The following is a 22,103-nucleotide window of genomic DNA, read 5'->3' as shown; positions in this document are numbered from 1 at the left end:
CCGGTTCTTCGAGGAACCGGCCCGCCCGTTCTGTGCGCGCGATGCTATTCAGCGTCAGTGCCGGCGCCGCGCGCCCGCTCGGCCTCGGCCGCGCCGCGATCGGCCTTCGCCTCGACATCGGTGGCGAGCGTGCCGAGGTAGAGCTCGATCACCCGCGGGTCACTCGCGAGATCGCGGCCCGTGCCCTCGTAGGCGTTCGCGCCCTGATCGAGCACGTAGGCGCGGTCGCAGATCTGGAGGCAGCGACGGGCGTTCTGCTCTACCATCACGATGGTCACGCCCGTCCGGTTGATCTGCCGGGTGCGGATGAACGTCTCGTCCTGACGCACGGGGGAGAGGCCCGCGCTCGGCTCGTCGAGGAGCAGCACGCTCGGCTCCATCATGAGCGCGCGGGCCATCGCGACCGACTGGCGCTCGCCACCCGACAGGGAACCCGCCTGCTGCCGGCGCCGCTCCGCGAGCATCGGGAACAGGTCCCAGATTTCCGCGATCCGTCGCGAGAACTGCCTCGGGCGGAGGTACAGCCCCATCTGCAGGTTCTCCTCGATGGAGAGCGACGGGAACACGTTGTTCGTCTGCGGTACGAAGCCGACGCCCTTGCGCACGAGCTGGTTCGTACGGGCCGAGGTCACGTCCTCGCCCTTCAGTGTGACGGTGCCCGAGCGAATGTTCACGAGCCCGAAGAGCGACTTCAGCAGCGTCGACTTCCCGGCCCCGTTCGGGCCGATGATGCCCACGAGTTCGCCCGACCGGGCCTCCAGGCTGCAGCTGTTCAGAATGTTGACGCCCGGCAGGTATCCCGCGTCGAGACGGTCCGCCTTGATGACGACGTCGCTCGACGTCGCTGCTGCCGATGCTGCTGGTGCGGTGGCGCTCATCGCTGCTCCTCGGTAGTGGCGTCTTCGGCCTGGGTCTCGGCGGCGACCTCCGACGCGATGGCGGTGAGCACACCGGTGGTGAGCACGTCGTCGTCTCCGAGGTCGCGATCGTGGTGGGCGCCGAGGTAGGCGTCCACGACGGCCTCGCTCGTCATGATCTCCTCCGGCAGGCCCTCCGCGATGATCCGCCCCTGCGCCATCACCACGACCCAGTCAGAGATGTGGCGCACCATGTGCATGTCGTGCTCCACGAACAGCACGGTCGTGCCGGTGTCGCGGAGCTGCTCGATGTGCTCCAGGAGACTCTGCGTGAGCGCGGGGTTCACACCCGCCATCGGCTCGTCGAGCATGATCATCGCGGGCTCTGACATCAGTGCGCGCGCCATCTCGAGCAGCTTCTTCTGCCCGCCCGAGAGACCGCCGGCGAGATCGTCGCGCTTCGTGTCGAGCTTGAACCGCGCAAGGATCTCCTCGGCGCGCTCGACGTTCTCGCGTTCGCGCGCGGCCCAGATGGGCTTGATGAGTCCGGCGAAGAGGTTCTCGCCGGGCTGGTTCTTCGCGCCGACGAGCATGTTCTCGAGCACGGTCATGCGCGACAGTGCCTTCGTGAGCTGGAAGGTGCGGATCATGCCAGAACGCGCCACGCGTGACGCGTTCGTGCGGGTGAGCGCCTTGCCGTTGAAACTCCAGCTCGCGCGGTCGGGGCCGGACGAGAACGGACGCGCGGCGTTCGAGGGCGCGTCGAAGCCGGTGAGGAGGTTGAAGAACGTGGTCTTGCCGGCGCCGTTCGGGCCGATGAGCGCGGTGATCGCGCCCCGCTGCACCTCGAGGTGATCGACGTGCACGGCGACGTTGCCGCCGAAGCGACGCGTCACCTGATCCACCGTCAGAATCGAGTCGGGCTTCGATACCCCGGGCTGCTGTTCGAGCAGCGCGAGCTCCCGGCGCAGCGCCGCGCGGTCGTACGGGTATTCAGACATTGAACGACAGCTCCTTCTTATCTCCGAGGATGCCCTGCGGTCTGAATATGACGAGCAGCATGAGCATCACTCCGATGAGCACCCAGGCGAGCTGCTCGGTCTGCTGAGAGTTGAGAATGGAATCCGGCACGAACTCTCCGGCAACGCTCGTGATCACGAGGCGCACGACGAAAAAGAGGATCGCGCCGAGGAGCGGCCCGAGGATCGTCGCGGCGCCGCCGAGCAGCATGATCATCCAGAGGTTGAAGGTCGTGGGACGCCCGAAGCTGTCGGGGTTGATCGACGCGGGCAGCGACATGAGGATGCCGCCGAAGCCGCCCATGACACCGCCGATAACGAGCGCCTGCAGCTTGTATGAGACCGTGTTCTTCCCGAGGCTGCGCATCGCGTCCTCGTCCTCGCGAATGCCCTTGAGCACCCGGCCCCACGGGCTCCGCATGAGGAGCCAGGTGATGAGCAGGAAGAGGAACACCAGCGCCCAGGCGACGAGGCGGCTCCACCAATCGTCGACCCCGACGTTCGTGTAAGTGAAGCCGAGGATCGTCGTGCGCCCCTCGGGGAACGGCGACAGAGCGTTGAACTCCTCGCGGAAGTTCGGGCTCTGAATGCCGCTCGGGCCGCCGGTGATGGGCGTGAGGTTCGCGAGGCGCGCGACGTTGCGCACGATCTCCGCGGCGCCGATCGTGACGATCGCGAGGTAGTCGCCGCGGAGCTTCAGCGTCGGGATCCCGAGCAGCAATCCGAAGACCGCCGAAGCGAGGATCGCGATGACGATCGCCGGCCAGAAGCCCAGGCCCGCCATCACTGAGATGACGAAGCCGTAGCCGCCGATCAGCATGAAGCCGGCCTGGCCGATGTTCATCAGGCCGGTGAAGCCGAAGTGGATGTTGAGGCCGATCGCCGCGACCGCGAAGGCCGCCGTCGTCGGCGAGAGCGCGGTCTGCACGATCGAGCCGAGCAGGTCTGTCCAGAATTCCATGTGTCCGTCCCCGCCCCTTAACCGATCCGCTCTTTACGCCCGAACAGGCCCTGCGGCCTGACGAGCAGCACGATGATCAGAATGAACAATGCCGCGGCGTGCTTGAGATCGCCGGGCAGCCAGATGTTCGCCATCTCGACGACCAGCCCGATGAGCATGGCGCCGACGAACGCACCGAACGCCGTGCCAATGCCGCCGAGCACCACCGCGGCGAAGAGCAGCAGCAGGAAGTACCAGCCGGTGTTCCACGCGACGCCGTTGAGCACGAGGCCGAGGAGGATGCCGGCGAGACCCGCGAGCGCGGTGCCGACGGTCCACACGCCGCGGATCACGGTGTCGACGTTGATGCCCGAGGCCTCGGCGAGCGCCGGGTTGTCGGAGACGGCGCGCGTGGCACGGCCGAAGCGCGTGTACTTCATCGCGATGCCGACCCCGATGATGGCGAGGAGCGCGATGCCCATTGCGACGTACGACTGCACGGTGAGCGTGATGCCCCAGATGGTGACGGTATCGGGCGTGCGGGTGACGATGCGCAGGATGCTCGCGCCGAAGAAGAACTGGAAGAGGTTCTGCAGCGCGATCGAGAGACCGATGGATACGATCATGAGCTGCATGAGGCTCAATCGTCGCTTCCGCAGCGGTTTCCAGAGTCCGACGTCCTGCAGGTAGCCGAACGCGGCCATGATCGCGACCGTGATGAGCCCCGCAACCCAGACGTTGCCCGTGAGGCGCATGAACAGGAAGGCGAGCATGCCGCCCATCGTCACCATCTCCGCGTGCGCGAAGTTGCTGATGCCGGTCGTGCCGAAGACGAGCGAGAGTCCGAGCGCCGCGAGCGAGAGCAGGAGGCCCATGCGAATGCCCGAGGCGAACTGCTGCCAGAACCGCGGCCATGAGAAGCCGTCTCCCGCGGTCGCCTGCGCGGCGCCGGGGGTGGCTGTACTCGCGTCGGCCCCAGCGTCAGCGCCGGGGACGTCGGTGCCGGACACGTCGGTGCCGGGCTCGGCGGCGCCATCGGCGGTACCGCTTGCCGGGGCCTCGTCGTTGGGCTCGGGTGTTGCCTCGGAGTCGGGCGTGTCGGCGGGAGCTTCGGCCGCCGCCTCGTCGTCGGTCAGTGGGAAGAGGGCGCTCGTGGAGTCGTAGAGCGCGACCTCGAGATCGCGGCTCGACGCGTTCTTGAAGAACTGCCCCTTCGGCAACGTCGCTGCGTCGACGCTCACGGTGTATGTGCCAGCCTCGGTCACCTCGAAGCTCCAGCGGCCGTCATCGCTCGTCTCCGTGTTCTGCTCCTCGGCCTCGCTTCCAGCCGGGCCCGAGAGCTCCAGGGAAACGCCGGGCGCCGGATCGCCGGCACTCGTCTTGATGATGCCCTGCACACAGCCGGTGTCGGGGCTCGGCGCGCAGTCCGCGGCGTGCGCGGCCGCGGGAAGCCAGAGTGTGGTGAGGATCGCGATGAGGGCGGCGCAGATCAGCGTCACGGCGAGGCGAAGCCTGCCGAGCTCTGCGCGCGAGCCCGCGCGGGTGAAACGGGAGCGGACCAGGGGTGACGTCACGCTGCCTCCGATGGATTGCGCGGCGTCGACTCCCCGTCGACGCTGCTGGGAAGGTTCAAATACAGCTTGATGCTAGCGGAGTCGCGGGACGTCGTGGAACCAGTACCCGCCGCTACGGCACCGGTAGACTCGTCGCATGGCTGAGCGATCCTGGTCCTTTTCCAAAGCGTTCCGCAATCTGTTCAGCGGTCCCGAACTCATTACCGAGGAGACCTGGGACGACCTCGAAACCGCCCTCATCACCGCAGACTTCGGCCCCGATGTGACGGAGGCGGTGCTCACCACGCTGCGCAGCAATGTGGAACGGCACCGCGTCACCGAGGTCACCGAGCTGCGGCGCATGCTGCGCGATGCGATCGAGGAGCGGCTTGCTGCCTACGATCCCACGCTGCGTCTCTCCGAGCGCCCCGCGGTCATCCTGGTCGTCGGCGTGAACGGGGTGGGCAAGACCACGACGATCGGTAAGTTCGCGAAGTATCTGACGGCGTTCGACAAGCGGATCATCGTGGGCGCGGCCGATACGTTCCGAGCGGCGGCCGTCGAACAGCTCGGCACCTGGGCGGATCGCGCGGGCGTCGACATCGTGAAGCCGCAGCAGGCGGGGCAGGATCCGGCATCCGTTGCATTCCAGACCGTGCAGCGGGCGATTGAGCAGAGCTACGACATCGCCATCATCGATACGGCAGGCCGTCTGCAGACCAAGGGCGGGCTCATGGACGAGCTGGGCAAGGTGAAGCGCGTGATCGAGAAGCAGGCCCCGGTCGCCGAGGTGCTGCTGGTGCTCGACGCCACGACCGGTCAGAACGGGCTCGCGCAGGCGGAGGCGTTCATCGAGCACGCCGGCGTGACGGGGCTCGTGCTCACGAAGCTCGACGGCTCCGCGAAGGGCGGCTTCGTGCTGTCGGTGCAGGAGAAGACCGGGCTCCCCGTGAAGCTCGTCGGGCAGGGCGAGGGGATCGGAGACCTCACGGGCTTCACGCCCCACGTCTTCGCTCAACAGCTCATCGGCTAGGGCGGTTGGGCGAGCACGGAAGCTCGTCGGCTGAAGCGGTTGTTCGGGGCGCGGCGCCCCGCTGATCGCCGTGCGCGAAAACCGGAGCGAAAGCTCGTGCGGGGGAGTAGACCTGAGCGTGAGGCCAGACGGCCACTGCACCCAGATGCGCCGCCGAGCCCCTTCTCCCCACCCGGGAGGAGACTTCGAGAAAGGCAGCACATGCAGCACCTCACCGTCCTCGGCACCGGAGTCCTCGGCTCCCAGATCATCTTCCAGGCCGCGTACTTCGGCAAAGACGTGGTTGCGTACGACATCAATGACGAGATTCTCGCGAAGCTTCCCGAGCGCTGGGAGTATCTGAAGCCGCAATACGCGCGCGACCTCGGCGCCTCTCCCGAGGATCTCGCTGCGGCCGTGAGCCGCATTCGGGCGACGACGGATCTCGCCGATGCGCTGGCGGAGGCCGAACTCGTCATCGAGGCGGTCCCCGAGAACCTCGAGATCAAGCGAGACACCTGGAAGCGGGTCGGTGACTTGGCCCCCGCCTCGACGATCTTCGCGACGAACTCGTCGACGCTGCTGCCGAGCGATATCGCCCCGTCATCGGGCCGCCCGGAGCGCTTCCTCGCGCTGCACTTCGCGAACGAGGTGTGGAAGAACAACACGGGCGAGGTCATGGGGCACGCGGGAACCGATCCCGAGGCGTTCGAAGCGGTGGCCCAGTTCGCCGAGGAGATCGGTATGGTGCCGATCCGCGTACTCAAAGAGCAGCCCGGTTACGTGCTCAACTCCTTGCTCGTTCCGCTGCTCGACGCGGCGAGCGACCTGCTCATGCGCGGCGTCGCGACCCCGGAGGACATCGACCGCACGTGGCGCATCGCGACGGGCGCTCCGCTCGGCCCGTTCCAGATCTTCGACGTTATCGGCATGATGACGCCGTACATGCTGAACAAGGACAGCGACAAGCCGGGTGCGCGCGAGTTCGCCGAGTACCTGAAGCGCGAGTACATCGACAAGGGCTACCTGGGTAAGGGCAGCGGGCGCGGGTTCTATCGCTACGAGTAACGATAGAATGGCGGCGCTATGGCTACTTTCGGAAACCTCTCGGCGCGACTGACCGACACCCTCAAGAACCTCCGTTCGAAGGGCAAGCTGTCGGCGTCCGACGTCGACAGCACGGTCAGGGAGATCCGCCGTGCGCTGCTCGAGGCGGACGTCGCGCTCGACGTCGTGAAGGCTTTCACCGCGACGGTGCGCGAGCGTGCGCTGGGCGACGAGGTGAACCAGGCGCTCAACCCGGCGCAGCAGGTCGTGCAGATCGTGAACGAGGAGCTCGTCGCGATCCTCGGCGGCGAGCAGCGTCGTCTGCAGTTCGCGAAGAACCCGCCGACCATCATCATGCTCGCGGGCCTGCAGGGCGCCGGTAAGACGACGCTCGCGGGCAAGCTCGCAAAGTGGCTCCGCGACCAGGGGCACACGCCGCTCCTGGTCGCGTGCGACCTGCAGCGACCCAACGCGGTAACGCAGCTCGGTGTCGTCGCCGAGCAGGCAGGCGCTGACATCTACGCGCCCGAGCCGGGCAACGGAGTCGGTGACCCGGTGAAGGTGGCGAAGGACGGCGTCGCCGAGGCCAAGCGCACGCAGCACGACTTCGTGATCATCGACACCGCCGGTCGTCTCGGCGTCGACGCTGAGCTTATGCGCCAGGCGTCCGACATCCGCAAGGCGACGAACCCAGACGAGGTGCTCTTCGTCATCGATGCCATGATCGGCCAGGACGCGGTCGCGACGGCGCAGGCGTTCCAGGAGGGCGTCGACTTCACCGGCGTCGTGCTCACGAAGCTCGACGGCGACGCACGCGGTGGCGCGGCACTCTCCATTCGGAGCGTGACTGGGCGGCCGATCCTCTTCGCGTCCACGGGTGAGGGCCTCGGCGAGTTCGAGCCGTTCCATCCCGATCGCATGGCGAGCCGCATTCTCGACCTCGGTGACATCCTCACGCTCATCGAGCAGGCCCAGCAGGCCTTCGACGAGACCGAGGCGCGCAAGGTCGCCGAGAAGATCGCGAAGGACGCCTTCACGCTCGACGACTTCCTCGGGCAGATGCAGCAGTTGCGCAAGGCGGGCTCGCTGAAGAAGATGATGGGCATGCTGCCCGGCATGGGCAAGATGCAGGCGCAACTCGACAACTTCGACGAGCGCGAGATCGTGCACACCGAGGCGATCATCCAGTCGATGACGAAGGCGGAGCGAGAGAATCCGAAGCTGCTGAACGGCTCGCGGCGCCTGCGCATCGCCAAGGGCTCGGGCATGACGGTGACCGACGTGAACCAGCTCGTGCAGCGCTTCGAGCAGGCCGCGAAGATGATGAAGACTGTCGCTCGAGGCGGCGTGCCGCAGATCCCCGGAATGGGGCCGATGCCCGGCATGGGTGGCGGCAGCGGGCGCAAGAAGCAGCAGCCGAAGGGCAAGGGCAAGCAGCGCTCGGGGAACCCCGCGAAGCGCGCACAGGAGGCCGCGGGCGTTGCAGCGAAGGCCGCTGCCGCTCCGGGTGGGTCCGGTTTCGGGCTCGGCGCGGGAGGCGCGCAGCCGAGCGAAGAGGACCTCGCGAAGCTGCAGCAGATGCTGGGTAAGGGCCTCCGGTAACTCTCTCTCGGGCTAAAACCCCTGATCCCGACAAAAATTGCATTTCGCGCCCGAGTGTGGCACGATTGATGAGTTCGCGCATCTCGCGCGCCCACGCTTCCGCACCCGGCCGTTCCGAGCAGGGGTGGCGGCACCGTTCACCACTGCAAGGAGTCACTCATGGCTGTCAAGATTCGTTTGAAGCGCCTCGGCAAGATCCGCGCGCCCTACTACCGCATCGTCGTCGCTGATTCGCGCACGAAGCGCGACGGTCGCGTCATCGAGGAGATCGGCAAGTACCACCCGACCGAGCACCCTTCTTTCATCGAGGTCGACTCGGAGCGCGCGCAGTACTGGCTGAGCGTCGGCGCGCAGCCGACCGAGCAGGTCGCCGCGATCCTGAAGCTCTCGGGCGACTGGGGCAAGTTCAAGGGCGAGGGCAACACCGAGTCGCAGATCCAGGCTCCCGAGGCGAAGGCGGTCTTCGAGGCCGACGCCGCGAAGAAGCCCGTGCTGCGCCCCAAGGCTGAGAAGAAGGCAGAGGCGCCCGCCGCCGAGTCGACCGAGGCTCCTGCCGAAGAGGCCGCCGCTGAGACGACCGAGGCCTAATTCCCTTGGCTGAACAGGCGCTCGCCGAGGCGCTCGAGCACCTCGTGCGCGGCATCGTCGACCACCCGGAGCGCGTGCGCGTCGACGCGCGCGACTCGGGTCGGGGCGACGTGCTCGAAGTGCGGGTCCACCCGAGCGACCTCGGCCGCGTCATCGGCCGCGGCGGTCGCACGGCTTCCTCGCTCCGCACCCTCGTGTCATCGCTCGCGAGTGGCGACCGCGTGCGCGTCGACGTCATCGATACCGATGCGTCGAGGGCTGATGAGGCCGACGATTCCGGCGATTCGGGATCGGAGCGCGACGTCTAATGGCCACTCCCTCTGGGCGTGCACAGGCTCCCCGTCCCGCGAGCGGGGCGGGGAGTTTGCGCGTGGGGCGCCTCACCAAGCCCCACGGGCTGAAGGGCGGCATCAAGCTCGAGCTCTTCACCGATAATCCCGAGCTGCGCTTCGTTCCCGGCGCGGAGTTCGCTCTGCAGGTGCCCACGGAGTCACCGTGGTTCGGGCGCACGATCACGCTCCGTGAGCTGCGCTGGTTCAATGAGTCGCCGGTCGGGTTCTTCGACGAGGTGGCGGATCGCACCGCAGCCGAGAGCATCGTGCGCGCGATCCTCTGGATCGACGAGCGGGCCGTCGCCGAGGGCGCCGAGGAGAACGCGTGGTACCACCACGAGCTCGTCGGGCTCGACGTGGTCCGCGAGGCTTCGGCCGAGGGCGCCCCGGCCGGCGAACGAGTGAAGCTCGGCGTCGTCGCCGAGGTGCAGCACCTCCCCGCACAAGATCTTCTGGTCGTGAATACTCTGAACGGCACCGTGCTTGTGCCGTTCGTCGAGGCAATCGTGCCGAGCGTTGACGTCGCCGCGGGTGTGGTGCTCGTGACGCCCCCGCCGGGGCTCTTCGACGAGTCCGAGGCCGAATCCGACGGGACGGACGGGCCGAGCGACAGTGAGTCACAGGCCGAAAGTAATGCAGACGGTGCCGGCGACGCGAGCGGCCCCGCGTCGTGAGAATCGACGTCGTCTCAATCTTCCCCGGCTACTTCGACGCGCTTGAGCTGTCGCTCCTCGGCAAGGCGCGGCAGCGCGGCGTGATCGACCTGCGGGTCCACGACCTCCGCGACTTCGCGCACGACCGTCATCGCACCGTCGACGACACTCCGGCCGGCGGTGGCGCGGGCATGGTCATGAAGCCCGAGCCCTGGGGCGAGGCGCTCGACAGCGTGCTGGCGGAGGCGGAAGCCGACGCCGATCCGCTGCTGATTTTCCCGTCGCCAGCGGGTGAGGTCTTCACGCAGGCGACCGCGCGCGAGCTCGCCGCTGAGCGGCACCTGGTGTTCGGTTGCGGCCGCTACGAGGGCATCGACCAGCGCGTGTTCGATGAATACGCGTCGCGGGGCCGCGTGCGCCTCATGAGCATCGGCGACTACGTGCTCAACGGCGGCGAGGTGGCGTCGATCGCGATGATCGAAGCGATCGGGCGGCTCGTTCCCGGCGTCGTCGGCAACCCCGAGAGCCTCGTCGAGGAGTCGCACGAGGCCGACGGCCTGCTCGAGTACCCGAGCTACACGAAGCCCGCTCGCTGGCGCGACCGCGAGGTGCCGCCAGTGTTGCTCAGCGGCAATCACGCCGCAATCGCTACGTGGAGGCAGGAGCAGCGGGTCGAGCGCACGCTTCGCGTGCGGCCCGAGCTGGTGCCACGAAACATGCTGCCCGAGGAGCTCCGGGGGAGCCGCGGCCGGCACGCTGCGGGCCGGGATTAGCGCAATCAGGCTCCATAGCGGCGCGCACGAAGCTGAGTGTCGGCGGCTCCCTCTAGGCTGGTGGCATGCGTGATGTGCTCTCGGCCGTGATCGGTAAGACGGTGCGCCAGGTCGCCCGCCTGCGCGGCGGCGGCTCGGCCCTGCCCGGCCTCGTCATCGAGAAGCTCGACCCCGGGTTTCTCGGGCGCGTGCTCGGGCGGTTGCCGTACGGCGTGGTCGCGATCAGCGGCACGAACGGCAAGACCACCACGACGAAGATGGTCGTGGAACTGCTCGAGTCGCGGGGCCTGCGCGTTTTCACCAACCGCACGGGGTCGAACTTCTCGCGCGGTGTGGTCGCCGCGGCGATCCAGGAGGGTGACCTGCGCGGAAGGCTCCACGCGGACATCGCGGTGCTCGAGCTCGACGAGGCGCACGCCATGTACTTCATCGACCGCGTGCGGCCGCGCTTCACCCTGCTGCTCAACGTGCTGCGCGACCAGCTCGATCGCTTCGGCGAGATCGACGCGACCGCTCGACTGCTGCAGCGCATCGCGGACGCGACGACCGAGGGCCTGGTCGTCAACCGGGAGGATCGGCTCGTCGCCGAGATCGGCGAGCGCACTCGGCAGCGCGCGGCGTTGGCTGCGGGCTCGGCCGCGGGCGGGTCGGCGGCGGCGCCCGAGGTGCGTGAGTTCGGGCTGTCGCCCGCGCTCCGTGCGATGTTCCCGAGCGATGACGAGTTCCACGTCTCGGGGCCGAGTGAAGGCGGCGGATCGGTGAGCGAGACAGACTCCGTGACTCACGCCCCGGCGGCGCCGAGCACCGCTGACGTCACGCTGCTCGAGGTCGGCGATCACGCGGCGCGCTTCGCCATGGACGGGGTCGAGTACGGCACGACACTGAAGCTCGAGGGACTCTACAACACGTTCAACGCGGCGTCGGCGCTCGCGCTCGTGCGCCAAATCCTGGCGGCCGGCCCCATAGCCCCGGGAGTGACGACAGCCGTGACCGCGTCGAACGACGAGCTCGTCACCGCCCTCGCGGAGGTGCGTCCCGCCTTCGGACGCGGGGAGCAACTCGTGCTCGACGGGCAACCGCTCGAACTCGTGCTCGTGAAGAACCCCGCGGGGTTCCGCCTGGGTCTCGCGTCCTTCGACGCGACGGGCGTTGCCGCGATGATCGCGATCAACGACCAGTACGCTGACGGCCGCGACATGTCGTGGCTGTGGGACGTCGACTTCACGTCGCTCGCCGAGTCGGGTGTCGACACCGTGGCGGGCACGCGGGCGTGGGACATGGCTCTCCGGCTGGAGCACGACGCAGTCGTGGTCGGTCACGTGGCTGAGTCGCTCCGCGAAGCGCTGACCACGTTCCGGGAGCGCACCATGGGGCGGCCTCGCCGTATTTACTGCACGTACACGGCGATGCTCGAGCTGCGGAAGGTGCTCGCTGAACTTACGGATGTGGAGGACGTCTGGTGACGAATCAGGAGCTCACGATCGTCTCGCTCTATCCGCGAGACATGAACATCTACGGGGACCGCGGTAATGTGCTCGGGCTCACCCGGAGGGCCGAGGCGCACGGATTCGCCCCGCGCGTCGTCGAGGTGAACCCGGGTGACCCGCTACCGAGCGACATCGACATCGTCGTGGGAGGCGGCGGTCAGGACTCCGGCCAGGGGCGCGTCGCGCGCGACCTCGCCGTGCGCGCCGACGAGATCCGCGCGCTCGCGAGCGACGGCGTGCCGATGCTCATGATCTGCGGGCTCTACCAGCTCTTCGGGCACCGCTTCGTGACGTACACGGGGGAAGAGCTCACCGGCATCGGCGTACTCGACGTCGAGACCCTCGGCGGCACCGAACGCATGATCGGCAACATCGTGCTGGAGACCGAGGAGTTCGGCGAGATCGTCGGCTACGAGAACCACAGCGGGAGCACGCACCTCGGGCCCGGCTCGCGACCGCTCGGCCGGGTCGTGCAGGGCGCCGGCAACGCGCCCGACGCGGGCGTCGAGGGCGCGCGCACCGCGAACGTGATCGGCAGCTACCTGCACGGCTCGCTCCTGCCGAAGAACCCGGCGATCAGCGACTTCCTCATCGGGGAGGCAGCGCGCCGCCGCTACGGCTCCTTCACGCCGCGCGCGGGCGAGAGCGAGACGGTGCGGCGCGCGCGAGAGAGCTCGAAGCGGCGCCCGCGGTAGCGCGGCGCGCCCGGGAAGCGCATCGCAAATCAATTTCGCACATCCAGGAATATTCGTCTGCATGTAATCGTTGTTGTCTGCATGCCGGGGGCAACAGCCCAGAAGCAGCCGCATCTTGCGGCGCGGAGCCGGCGCACATCGAACGAAAGGCAGCGCATGACCATCACGACTGAGCAGATCCCCGGATACCGCGTCGGCACCTGGACCGTCGACCCCACCCACTCGGAGGTCGGCTTCTCGGTGCGTCACCTCGCGATCAGCAAGGTGAAGGGCAAGTTCGAGTCCTTCGAGGCGACGTTCACCACCGCCGAGAACCCGCTCGACTCGACGGTTACCGCGAGCGCCGACGTCGCATCGATCAACACAAACGAGAAGAACCGCGACGGCCACCTTGTCACCGGCGACTTCTTCGCGGCCGACCAGTTCCCGAAGCTCACCTTCGTCTCGACCGGCGTGCGCGAGGAGAACGGCGAGTTCTTCGTCGACGGCGACCTCACCCTCCGCGGCGTGACGAAGCCCGTCACCTTCAACTTCGAGTTCGGCGGTTTCGGCGAAGACGCCTACGGCAACTACAAGGCCGGCTTCACCGCTACCACCGTCGTGAAGCGCGAAGACTTCGGTCTCACCTGGAACGCACCCCTCGAAAAGGGCGGGCTGCTCCTCGGTTCCGACGTCACCATCACGCTCGACGTGCAGGCTTCGCTCGTCAAGTAAGCGCGTGAACTCGCGCTCCAGAGCGAGAGCAGGATCCGAAGTGCCGGCCCCGAGTACGGGGTCGGCACTTCGTTGTGTGCCGGGCTCGGGCGATCGCTCGCGGAGCATCGGGGACGGCACTCGTCTCTATCGGAACTCAGTCGAGCTCGCCCGTGATGCGGCCGCGCACGCGGCGCAGGTCCTCGAGCATCGAACCGATGAGCACCCAGTGCTGGGGGTTCGGCTGGGGAATGACGAGGGGCCGAGTGAGGGCGGGAGGCTCGGCCTCCACGCGATCCGCCGCCCCACCGACCGTGGAGACCAGCAACTCGAGGTCGTGCCCCGCCCGCCGCATCTCCTCCGCCATTCCCGCGACCGCGGGGTCCTCCGTCAGGTCGGCCGCGTAGTTGTCCGCGAGCGCGCGCGCCATGCCGATCACCTGCGTCACGATGCGCTGCAGCCGCTGGAACTGGTCGTCGTCATCGCCGAGCTGCTCGCGGTATCGCCGGCTGCGCGGGTTGAAGCGGAGGCTCTCGCGCGCTTGACGCAGGAGGCCGTGCACCCGCGTGCGCTCGTCCTGTAGGCCCCGTGCCTCCGCAAGCATCTCCTCGAGCCAGGGCGCGTCGCGCGGGGCGCTGAGCGCGTCGGCCATGCGCCGCAGCACGTCGGCCGTGTGCCGCGTGAGGTCGACGATGGCGAGGTGCACCGAAGACGTGCGCACTGGCGCGACGACGAGCGCGTTGAGGAGCACCCCGATCGCCGCCCCGATCGCCGTCTCGATGAGGCGCTCGGCGCCGTAGTGCAGCTGGATGCCGCCGAGTGCGATCATGAGCAGCGCGCTGATCGCGACCTGATTCGCGGCAGACGGGGTCATGCGCAGCACCCAGCCGACCGCCATCGCCACGATGATCGCGGCGATGAAGAGCCACGACTGCGGCCCGAAGAGCGCCCCGGCGCCGATCGCGACCGCGACGCCGACGAGCACCCCGACCACGCGCTCGATGCCGCGCGTCAGCGACTGGTCGACGTTGTCCTGCATCACGATGAGCGCCGCGATCGCGCCGAAGATCGGCAGCTGCTCGGGGAAGATCGCGAGGCACACGAACCACGTGATGATCGCGGCGGCCGCGCCCTTCGCGAGCTGCAACCAGGCGGGACGCACCGCGACGGTGAAGCGGCCGGTGAGGTCGCGGTTGAATCGTCGCCAGGGGCGCGTGACCGGGCTCGTCACAGCAGTCCCAGCTTGCGCAGCTCCTCGCGTAGCGTCGCGCCGTCGGGACCGTACACCCAGGGCACCCCGCTGGTCGTGCGGTGCAGTTGCGCCTTCGAGCGGCCGCCCGCGAGCACGGCCTCACCGACCGAGAGCTGGCGGATCAGCACGGCGGACACGCTCTCGGGGTGTGCCATCGCGAACTCGTGATACAGCGTCTCGTCGTGCTGCCCGTCGTCGCCGATGAGCACCCACTTCACGCCGGGGAACTCGCGCGCGAGGCGCCGCAGCTCCTGACGCTTGTGCTCTTGGCCGCTGCGGAACCATCGGTCGTGCGTCGGCCCCCAGTCTGTGAGCAGCAGCGGACCCATCGGGTAGAGGTTGCGCGCGAGGAAGCGGCTGAGCGCCGGCGCCGCGTTCCAAGCGCCGGTGGAGAGGTACATGACCGGCGTGCCCGGGTGCTGAGCGACGAGATGGTCGAGCATCACCGGCATTCCGGGGGTGGCGGATCGCGCGTGCTCGTCGAGCACGAAACTGTTCCAGGCGGCGACGAACGGCCTCGGCAGCGCGGTGATCAGGATCGTGTCGTCGATGTCGGAGATGACGCCGAGCTTCGCCTCCGGGTCGACGATGTTGACGGGGGCGTCGGCGGCCTCGCTGTCGCCGGCCTGCAGCGTGACGGTGTGCCAACCGGGGGTGAGGGGCACGGGGACGATCGCGTCGATGACGCCCCCGCGATCCGCCGTCACCTCGGTGACCGGTTGGCCGTCGATGAGCACGCGGACGACCTGGCCGGGCACGGAGAGGCTCGTGAAGGTGCGCCAGCCGCGCACGCGGGAGACCTCTGCGACGTCGGGCCGGTAGCGGGTGTGCTCGCGGCTTTCCGGGCGCAGATAGAGCACCCGCCCCAGCACGCGCACCCATTCCGTGGTGCCGTAGCCGATGTACGGGATCACCGAGGGCTTCTTTCCGCGGGAGATGGCGCGGCGTGCGCGGCGACCGTGCAGGCGATCCTCGAGGCGCGCCGCGAAGCGGGGCCGGTGGTCGGGCTGCGAGGGCGAAGTCACCGTGCCAGTCTAGGTGCCCGACTGATTCCCGGGTCAGCGAGCGCACCGTTTTCACATGGCCGGTACCGTGGCAAATGTGCTGCATCACTCGACGTCGAGTGACATTCGTTTTGCTGCCGAGTGAAATGTGTCTCGACCCAGAAGCGCATTCGCAGCAAACTCACAGTCTCGCTACGCTCAAGGGTGTCGGCGACCTGCCGGCGGTCCGGATCGGAGCGGCATTCAGCGCGACTCCGATCAGTGGGCCCACTTGGGGAGGACGCGCTCGTGAGCGCGCGATCCCTCCGTTCGGGAGCGGAAATTGAACGAGATCCTTGACCCGCTTGTGCTGTCTCGATGGCAGTTCGGGCTGACCACGCTGTATCACTTCATCTTCGTGCCACTCACGGTTGGCATGTGCCTACTAGTCGCGATCCTGCAGACCGCGTGGGTGGCCACTGGCAAGGTGAAGTTTCTGAGGCTGACCCGCCTCTTCGGCAAGATCTTCCTCATCAACTTCGCGATGGGCGTCGTCACGGGCATCGTGCAGGAGTTCCAGTTCGGTATGAACTGGTCGAACTACTCGCGCTTCGTCGGCGACATCTTCGGCGCACCGCTCGCGATGGAGGGGCTCATCGCCTTCTTCTTCGAGGCGACGTTCATCGGCCTGTGGATCTTCGGGTGGGACAAGCTGCCGAAGCGGGTGCACGTGCTCACCATCTGGTGCGTGTGGATCGGCACGGTCGCCTCCGCCTATTTCATCCTCGCGGCGAACGCTTTTATGCAGAACCCCGAGGGCTTCACGATCAACGAGGAGCGCGGTCGGGCCGAGCTCGAGAGCATCGGTGCCGTGCTGGCGAACCCCGTCGCGCTCACGCAGTTTCCCCACACGATCTTCGCGGCCGTCATGTTCGCGGGCGTCGTCATGGTGTCGACCGCGGCGTGGCACCTGCGCCGCCGCCAGCACATCGATGAGATGCGCACCGCCCTTCGCTTCGGCGCGTGGACGAACATTGTCGCCTTCCTCGGAGTCGGTCTCACCGGGCACACGCTCGGGATGGTGATGACCGAGACCCAGCCCATGAAGATGGCCGCGGCCGAGGCGCTCTACAACACGGCCTCCGGGCGAGACGCCTCGTTCTCGATCTTCAGCCTCGGCACCCCCGACGGGGCGCACGAGATCTTCTCCATCCGCGTCCCGTACCTGCTCTCGTTCCTCTCGAACGGCAACTTCAGCGGCTCGGTTGAGGGCATCCGTGATCTGCAGGCCGAGTACACCGCGCAATACTGCGGTGCCGACTCGCTGCTCACCTGCCCGAGCGACGGTCAGTTCGCTCCGATCATCTGGGTCACCTACTGGGCGTTCCGGTGGATGATCGGGCTGGGTGCCCTGGCGGCGCTCGTCTCCGCGGTGGGGCTGTGGATCACGCGGAAGAACCTCGACCTTCCTGACTGGGTGTGGCGGGTTGCGGTCTGGACCGCTCCGCTCCCGATGCTCGCCTCGCTCGTCGGATGGATCTTCACCGAGATGGGCCGGCAGCCGTGGATCGTCTTCGGGGTCATGACGACTGAGCAGGGTGTGTCACCGGGGGTGCCCGGATGGGCGATCCTCATCTCGCTCGCGGTCTTCACCGTCGTATACGGGGCGCTCGCAGTCGTCGAGTTCAAGCTCATCACCCGCGCTGCGAAGGAGGGGCCGCCCGAGATCGAGCTCGCGTCCCGGGGCGAGGGATCCGCCGACGAGCCGGACCACCTGCGGCTCGCAACGGTCTACTGAACGACGATCACGAGGAAACGAACATGGATCTCACGACTCTCTGGTTCTGCATTGTCGGCGCGATGCTCGTCGGCTACTTCGTGCTCGACGGCTTCGACTTCGGCGTCGGCATGGCGCTCCCGTTCCTCGGGCGCGATAACACCGACCGCCGCGTCATCATCAACACCATTGGCCCCGTCTGGGATCTCAACGAGACCTGGCTCATCGTGGCGGGCGCCTCGCTCTTCGCCGCGTTCCCCGAGTGGTACTCGACGATGTTCTCGGGCTTCTACCTGGCGCTCCTCGTGATTCTCGTGGCGCTCATCCTGCGCGGGGTCTCGTTCGAGTACCGTCACCTCGGGAAGGGCCGACGCTGGACGCGCTGGTTCGACCAGTTCATCTTCTGGGGATCAGTCGTGCCGCCGCTGCTCTGGGGCGTGGCATTCGCGAACCTTGCGCAGGGCCTCCCGATCAGGCCGATGGAGATGGGCGGGTGGATCTACGAGGGTACGCTGCTCACGCTGTTGAACCCCTACGGTTTGCTTGGCGGCGTCACGATGCTCCTGATCACCTTCACGCACGGGCTCGTTTTCATCTCCTTGAAGACCGCGGGCGAGATGAGGGATCGGGCTCGCGCGCTCGCCACCCCCGTGGGTGTCGCGGCCATCGTCGCGGGCGCCACATTCCTGGTGGTGACCGTCGTGCAGCACCTCGATAGCCCCCACCTCTGGGCGATCGTGTTGAGCGCGGCGCTCGCGGCGCTCGCGCTCGTCGGCGCGTGGGTCGGCAACCTGCTGGGTCGCGAGGGGTGGGCGTTCGCCGGCAACGCCGTCGCCATCGCTGCGGCCCTGCTCACGCTGTTCCTCGCGATGTTCCCGAACCTCATGGCGTCGACCATCGATCAGGCGTACTCGATGACGGTGGAGGGCGCTGCGAGCTCGACCAAGACCCTGGAGCTGATGACCTGGGTCGCGGGCGCAACGCTCCCGCTCGTGCTCGCGTACCAGGCGTGGACGTATTGGGTGTTCCGCAAGCGCCTCACGCGCGAGGCGATCCCCGTGGCGCACTGACCGTGCCCGCGCTGGACGCGCTGCCCGCCGAGCGCGCAGCCCATCAGACAGTGGATAGCCCGTGAAACGGTTCGAAACACCGGAAATCGATCCGCGCGACGGGTGATCCACTGCACGATGGGCGTGAGCGCTGGCCCCGGCACAGCTCCCAGCACCGCCCCCAGTAAACTGCGACGGGCGAATCCGCCCGAGACCTCTTCAGGAACCAGCACGTGAAACCCTTCGATCCGAGACTGCTCCGCTACGCGCGCGCTGCCCGCGGAGTGCTCCTGATCGGAGCGGGCCTCGGCCTCCTGCGCACGTGCGCCGTGATCGTGTGGTCGTGGTGTCTCGCGCAGGCGATCGTCGCTGCGGCGCTCCCCGCGATGAGCGGGATACCGGGGCTTCGGGGGCGTGTCGACGAGGGGTCGTTCGCGCCGGCGCAGCTTCCCTGGCTCGTCGGGGGAGCGGCCTCCGCGCTCGTCGTGCGCTCGCTCGCGAGCTGGGGCATGGACGCGGTCGCGGCTCGGGGCGCGGTGCGTGTGAAGGCCGAGCTGCGTGCCGCAGCGCTCGACGCCCTCGACGGTGGCGACGGGGGTGGCGGATCGCCGCAGCGTAGATCGCAGGCCGACGCTGTACGGGGCGGTGACGCCGAGCTCGCCACGGTGCTCGGCCGCGGCCTCGACGCGCTCGACGGCTACTTCTCCGGTTACATCCCGCAGCTCGTGCTGACCGCGGTCGCCTCGCCGATCCTCATCCTTGCGGTGCTGCTCGCGGATCCGCTCAGCGGGCTCATCGTGATCATCGTCTTCCCGGTGATTCCGATCTTCATGATCCTCATCGGCCTGGCGACGCAAGCGGTGCAGGATCGCCAGTGGGCCGGGCTCGAGCGTCTGTCGTCGTCGTTCCTCGACGTCGTCGCGGGGCTCTCGACGCTGCGGATCTTCGGCCGCGAACAGCGCCAGGTCGACCGGATCGCGCGCGAGACCGAGGAGCAACGCGCGCGGACGATGTCCGTGCTGCGCGTCACCTTCCTCTCGGGCTTCGTGCTCGACCTCGCGGGCACGTTCTCGATCGCGCTCGTCGCCGTGACGGTGGGCACGCGTCTGGTGTCGGGGGAGTTCCCGCTCGGCCTCGGACTCTTCGTGCTGCTCCTCCTCCCGGAGACCTTCGTGCCGATCCGCCAGGTCGGTGCGGCCTTCCACGCGTCGACCGAGGGACTCGCGGCGGCCTCGCGCGTCTTCGCGATCATCGAGGGCGGGGCCCAGAGTGCGGTCGGGAGTTCGACCCAGAGTGCGACCGTGAGCGCGGCTGTGGGCGCGGGCGCCGACACCGACGCCGATGCGGCAGCTGCCCGCCTCGATCCCGTTGCTTCCGCGCAGCCCGGCATCCGCTGCGACGACGTGACGATCGCCCGCGACGGGCGCCGTGTGGTCGGTCCGCTGTCGTTCGCGGTCGAGCCGGGCGAGGTCGTGGCTCTCGTGGGGCCGTCGGGGGTCGGCAAGTCGACGCTCCTCGCGGCGCTGCTCGGCTTCGTCGACCCGGTGCGGGGCTCGGCGCGCGCGGGAGGCCGCGTCGCGTGGGCGGGGCAGCGACCCGGGCTCATGCACGGTTCGATCGCGGAGAACGTCGCGCTCGGGGCGGATCGCATCGATGACGGGCTTGTTCGCGCGGTGCTCGACGACGTCGGGCTGGGTGAACTCGACCCCGCGGCCACGCTCGGCGTCTCGGGAGCGGGCGTGTCCGGCGGTCAGGCGCAGCGGATCGCGGTGGCTCGGGCGCTCTATCGCGCTCGCGCGCTCGATTGCGCCGCCCTCCTCCTCGACGAACCGAGCTCCGCGCTCGACGCCGAGAACGAGGGGCGGATCGCGGCCGTGGCGCGAGCCGAGGCGTCGGCCGGGCGTGCGGTGCTCGTCGTGACGCACCGGGAAGCGCTCGAGCGCGCGGCGGATCGCGTCGTTCGGGTCGAGGCCGCGGCCCCCGCAGTCGCGGGAGGTGCCGCATGAGCCGAGGGCCGATGGAACTCGCGTCGAAAGACGACGCTGCATTCGAACGCACCGTGCTCGCGCGCGCGATGCCGAGCCGCCGCCGCCGCGCGCCCGGCGTGCTGCTCGGCGTGCTCGCCGACGCCAGCGTGGTGGGCCTCCTCGGACTCAGCATGTGGCTGATCGTGCGAGCGGGGGAGCAGCCGCCGATCCTGCACCTCACCTTCGCGATCGTCGGCGTGCGCGCCCTCGCCATCGGCCGTGCGGCCTTCCGCTACGGCGAGCGTCTCGCGAGCCACAACGCGGCGCTCGCGCAGCTCGCGACGCTCCGGTCCCGCACCTTCGCCGCGCTCGTGCCGCGGGTGCCGGGGGCGCTCGAGTCGCACCGTCGCGGCGAGGTGCTCGCGGCGTTCGTCGATGATGTTGATCAGCTGCAGGACGAGCCGCTCCGCGTGCGCCAGCCGCTCCTCGTGAGCGGCATCGTTACGAGCCTGAGCATCGTGCTCGTCGCACTGATCTCGGTGCCCGCCGCGCTCGTGCTGCTCGGCGCGCTCGTGCTCGGCGGCGGCTCGGCCATCTGGCTCGCGACGCGCATCTCGGGAGACGACGATCGCGCGCTGAGCGCCGCCCGCGCCCGGCTCGTCGACGCGCTGCTCGAGCGTTTCGCGGCGGCAGACGTGCTCGCCGCGTTCGGGGCGCTGCCTCGGCAGCGGGAGCGGATCGCCGACGCCGAGCGTCGGCTCGCGCGCGTGCAGCTCAGACGCGCACGCGCGGCCGGCCTCACCGGAGCGCTGCTCGGGCTGGCCGCGGGCGCCGCGTCGCTGGGCGCGCTGCTCGTGATGCTCCCCGCGCTCGGAGTCGGAGGTGCGGTCGTGAGCGCGTCCGGCGCCGCAGCCGGTGAGCTCTCCGCGCCGCTCTTCGCGGCCGCCGTCGTCGTGCCCGCCGCCGTGTTCGAGATATTCGCGCAGGTGCCCACGGCCCTCGCCGCGCGCCGCACGGTCCGCGCGAGCGCCGGGCGCGTTGCCGAGCTCACCGAGCGCCCGCTCCCGCCCGAGATCGTGGGGGCGGGCGACGCGGAGGCGATCCCGGCGACCTCGCGCACGTCGAGCGTGGCGGATCCTGCCGCCCCGCTCATCGAGGTCAGCGATTTCACCGCGCGCCACCCGGGCGCCGAGCAGGACGCGATCGCTCCGGTGTCGTTCGCGCTCTCCGCGGGAGAAACACTGGTGATCACGGGCCCGAGCGGCGCGGGAAAGAGCACGCTCGCCCTCGCGCTCGTGCGGTTCCTCGAGTACCGCGGGGAGTACCGGCTGTGCGGAGACGATGTGCGGAGTCTCGCGCCCGAGGCCGTGCGCCGCGTCGTCGGTCTCTGCGAGCAACGCCCCTATCTCTTCAACGCGGATCTGCGCCAGAATCTCCAGTTCGCCCGCGACAGCGGCGGCAACGAGGAAGGCGGCGACGCAGCGCTATGGTCGGCGCTCGACCGCGTCGGCCTCGCGGAGTGGGCGGCCGAGCGCGGCGGACTCGACGCGAAGCTCGGCTCCGACGGGGCGTGGGTGTCGGGCGGGCAGGCGCAGCGCATCGCGCTCGCGCGTGCGATCCTCGCCGATTTTCCGGTTGTCGTGCTCGACGAACCGACCGCTGGCGTCGACCGCGAGCTCGCGGATCGCCTGCTGACCGACCTCATGGGCGCCGTGCCCGATGATCGCGCGGTGATCCTCATCACGCACACCGAGGTTCCGAAGGGTCTCGAGCGCCAGGAGTTGCGCCTCGGCTGACCGCCGCTGGCAGCCTTCCTCAGGCCCT

At 68.8% G+C, this 22,103-nt stretch carries 20 protein-coding genes; 14 read left to right on the top strand and 6 right to left on the bottom strand.

What is annotated here, in order from left to right; translation table 11 throughout:
• Window positions 1-44 precede the first annotated feature (44 nt).
• The 4 genes from WFH00_RS05225 to WFH00_RS05210 are packed head-to-tail and all read right to left on the bottom strand — an operon-like array spanning window position 45 to window position 4,390.
• Entirely contained in the window at window positions 45-878 is an 834-nt protein-coding gene (locus WFH00_RS05225) for an ABC transporter ATP-binding protein (protein WP_336659587.1), read from the bottom strand.
• Window positions 875-1,858, bottom strand: a complete 984-nt coding sequence (locus tag WFH00_RS05220; protein ID WP_336659586.1) for an ABC transporter ATP-binding protein — start codon at window positions 1,856-1,858, stop codon at window positions 875-877. Before WFH00_RS05220 ends, WFH00_RS05225 begins: the two co-directional genes overlap by 4 nt.
• Window positions 1,851-2,837 carry a branched-chain amino acid ABC transporter permease gene (locus WFH00_RS05215; protein ID WP_336659585.1) on the bottom strand — a complete coding sequence of 329 codons (987 nt, stop codon included), beginning with the start codon at window positions 2,835-2,837 and terminating at the stop codon, window positions 1,851-1,853. Before WFH00_RS05215 ends, WFH00_RS05220 begins: the two co-directional genes overlap by 8 nt.
• A gap of 17 nt (window positions 2,838-2,854) precedes the next feature.
• Complete coding sequence (locus tag WFH00_RS05210) at window positions 2,855-4,390, bottom strand: branched-chain amino acid ABC transporter permease (RefSeq protein ID WP_336659584.1); 1,536 nt, start codon at window positions 4,388-4,390, stop codon at window positions 2,855-2,857.
• Window positions 4,391-4,526: 136 nt separating this feature from the next.
• Between WFH00_RS05210 and ftsY the strand changes: the two genes are divergently transcribed.
• The 10 genes from ftsY (at window position 4,527) to WFH00_RS05160 (ending at window position 13,272) form a co-directional block, all read left to right on the top strand.
• Window positions 4,527-5,402 (top strand): signal recognition particle-docking protein FtsY, encoded by an 876-nt coding sequence (gene ftsY, locus WFH00_RS05205; RefSeq protein ID WP_336659582.1) that lies wholly within the window; start codon window positions 4,527-4,529, stop codon window positions 5,400-5,402.
• A gap of 201 nt (window positions 5,403-5,603) precedes the next feature.
• The gene (locus WFH00_RS05200; protein WP_336659580.1) at window positions 5,604-6,449 is read left to right on the top strand and encodes a 3-hydroxyacyl-CoA dehydrogenase; all 846 of its coding nucleotides are present in this window, start codon (window positions 5,604-5,606) and stop codon (window positions 6,447-6,449) included.
• 18 nt (window positions 6,450-6,467) lie between these two features.
• Window positions 6,468-8,030 carry a signal recognition particle protein gene (ffh, locus tag WFH00_RS05195; RefSeq protein WP_336659579.1) on the top strand — a complete coding sequence of 521 codons (1,563 nt, stop codon included), beginning with the start codon at window positions 6,468-6,470 and terminating at the stop codon, window positions 8,028-8,030.
• Between the two features lie 159 nt (window positions 8,031-8,189).
• Window positions 8,190-8,618, top strand: coding sequence for a 30S ribosomal protein S16 (gene rpsP, locus WFH00_RS05190; protein WP_336659578.1), 429 nt, complete (start codon window positions 8,190-8,192; stop codon window positions 8,616-8,618).
• Window positions 8,619-8,623: 5 nt separating this feature from the next.
• Window positions 8,624-8,926: an RNA-binding protein gene (locus WFH00_RS05185; RefSeq protein ID WP_336659577.1), complete on the top strand. Its 303-nt coding sequence runs from the start codon at window positions 8,624-8,626 to the stop codon at window positions 8,924-8,926.
• A complete protein-coding gene (gene rimM / locus WFH00_RS05180) occupies window positions 8,926-9,624 on the top strand; it encodes a ribosome maturation factor RimM (protein WP_336659576.1) in 699 nt (232 codons plus the stop codon). The genes WFH00_RS05185 and rimM overlap by 1 nt, the downstream gene beginning before the upstream one ends.
• Window positions 9,621-10,376: a tRNA (guanosine(37)-N1)-methyltransferase TrmD gene (gene trmD / locus WFH00_RS05175; RefSeq protein ID WP_336659575.1), complete on the top strand. Its 756-nt coding sequence runs from the start codon at window positions 9,621-9,623 to the stop codon at window positions 10,374-10,376. Before rimM ends, trmD begins: the two co-directional genes overlap by 4 nt.
• 65 nt (window positions 10,377-10,441) lie before the next feature.
• A complete protein-coding gene (locus tag WFH00_RS05170) occupies window positions 10,442-11,839 on the top strand; it encodes a DUF1727 domain-containing protein (RefSeq protein WP_336659574.1) in 1,398 nt (465 codons plus the stop codon).
• A complete protein-coding gene (locus WFH00_RS05165) occupies window positions 11,836-12,558 on the top strand; it encodes a type 1 glutamine amidotransferase (protein WP_336659572.1) in 723 nt (240 codons plus the stop codon). The genes WFH00_RS05170 and WFH00_RS05165 overlap by 4 nt, the downstream gene beginning before the upstream one ends.
• 156 nt (window positions 12,559-12,714) lie before the next feature.
• Window positions 12,715-13,272: a YceI family protein gene (locus tag WFH00_RS05160; RefSeq protein ID WP_336659571.1), complete on the top strand. Its 558-nt coding sequence runs from the start codon at window positions 12,715-12,717 to the stop codon at window positions 13,270-13,272.
• 136 nt (window positions 13,273-13,408) lie between these two features.
• Here the strand turns inward: WFH00_RS05160 and WFH00_RS05155 are convergent, their stop codons facing one another.
• Window positions 13,409-14,482: an FUSC family protein gene (locus tag WFH00_RS05155; protein ID WP_336659570.1), complete on the bottom strand. Its 1,074-nt coding sequence runs from the start codon at window positions 14,480-14,482 to the stop codon at window positions 13,409-13,411.
• Window positions 14,479-15,528: an App1 family protein gene (locus tag WFH00_RS05150; RefSeq protein ID WP_336659569.1), complete on the bottom strand. Its 1,050-nt coding sequence runs from the start codon at window positions 15,526-15,528 to the stop codon at window positions 14,479-14,481. The genes WFH00_RS05155 and WFH00_RS05150 overlap by 4 nt, the downstream gene beginning before the upstream one ends.
• 301 nt (window positions 15,529-15,829) lie before the next feature.
• On the opposite strand from WFH00_RS05150, the gene WFH00_RS05145 reads away from it, so the two are divergent.
• The 4 genes from WFH00_RS05145 (at window position 15,830) to cydC (ending at window position 22,075) form a co-directional block, all read left to right on the top strand.
• On the top strand, window positions 15,830-17,284 hold the full coding sequence (locus WFH00_RS05145) for a cytochrome ubiquinol oxidase subunit I (protein ID WP_336659568.1): 1,455 nt from the start codon (window positions 15,830-15,832) through the stop codon (window positions 17,282-17,284).
• 23 nt (window positions 17,285-17,307) lie between these two features.
• Window positions 17,308-18,333, top strand: a complete 1,026-nt coding sequence (gene cydB / locus WFH00_RS05140) for a cytochrome d ubiquinol oxidase subunit II (RefSeq protein ID WP_336659567.1) — start codon at window positions 17,308-17,310, stop codon at window positions 18,331-18,333.
• Window positions 18,334-18,545: 212 nt separating this feature from the next.
• Window positions 18,546-20,318 (top strand): thiol reductant ABC exporter subunit CydD, encoded by a 1,773-nt coding sequence (gene cydD / locus WFH00_RS05135; RefSeq protein ID WP_336659566.1) that lies wholly within the window; start codon window positions 18,546-18,548, stop codon window positions 20,316-20,318.
• Window positions 20,315-22,075, top strand: coding sequence for a thiol reductant ABC exporter subunit CydC (gene cydC / locus WFH00_RS05130; RefSeq protein WP_336659565.1), 1,761 nt, complete (start codon window positions 20,315-20,317; stop codon window positions 22,073-22,075). Before cydD ends, cydC begins: the two co-directional genes overlap by 4 nt.
• Window positions 22,076-22,103 lie beyond the last annotated feature (28 nt).

The organism is Leucobacter sp. USHLN153, assembly GCF_037145615.1.
In the GTDB taxonomy this organism is placed as follows: Bacteria; Actinomycetota; Actinomycetes; order Actinomycetales; family Microbacteriaceae; genus Leucobacter.
This window is presented reverse-complemented; position numbering and strand designations above follow the sequence as displayed.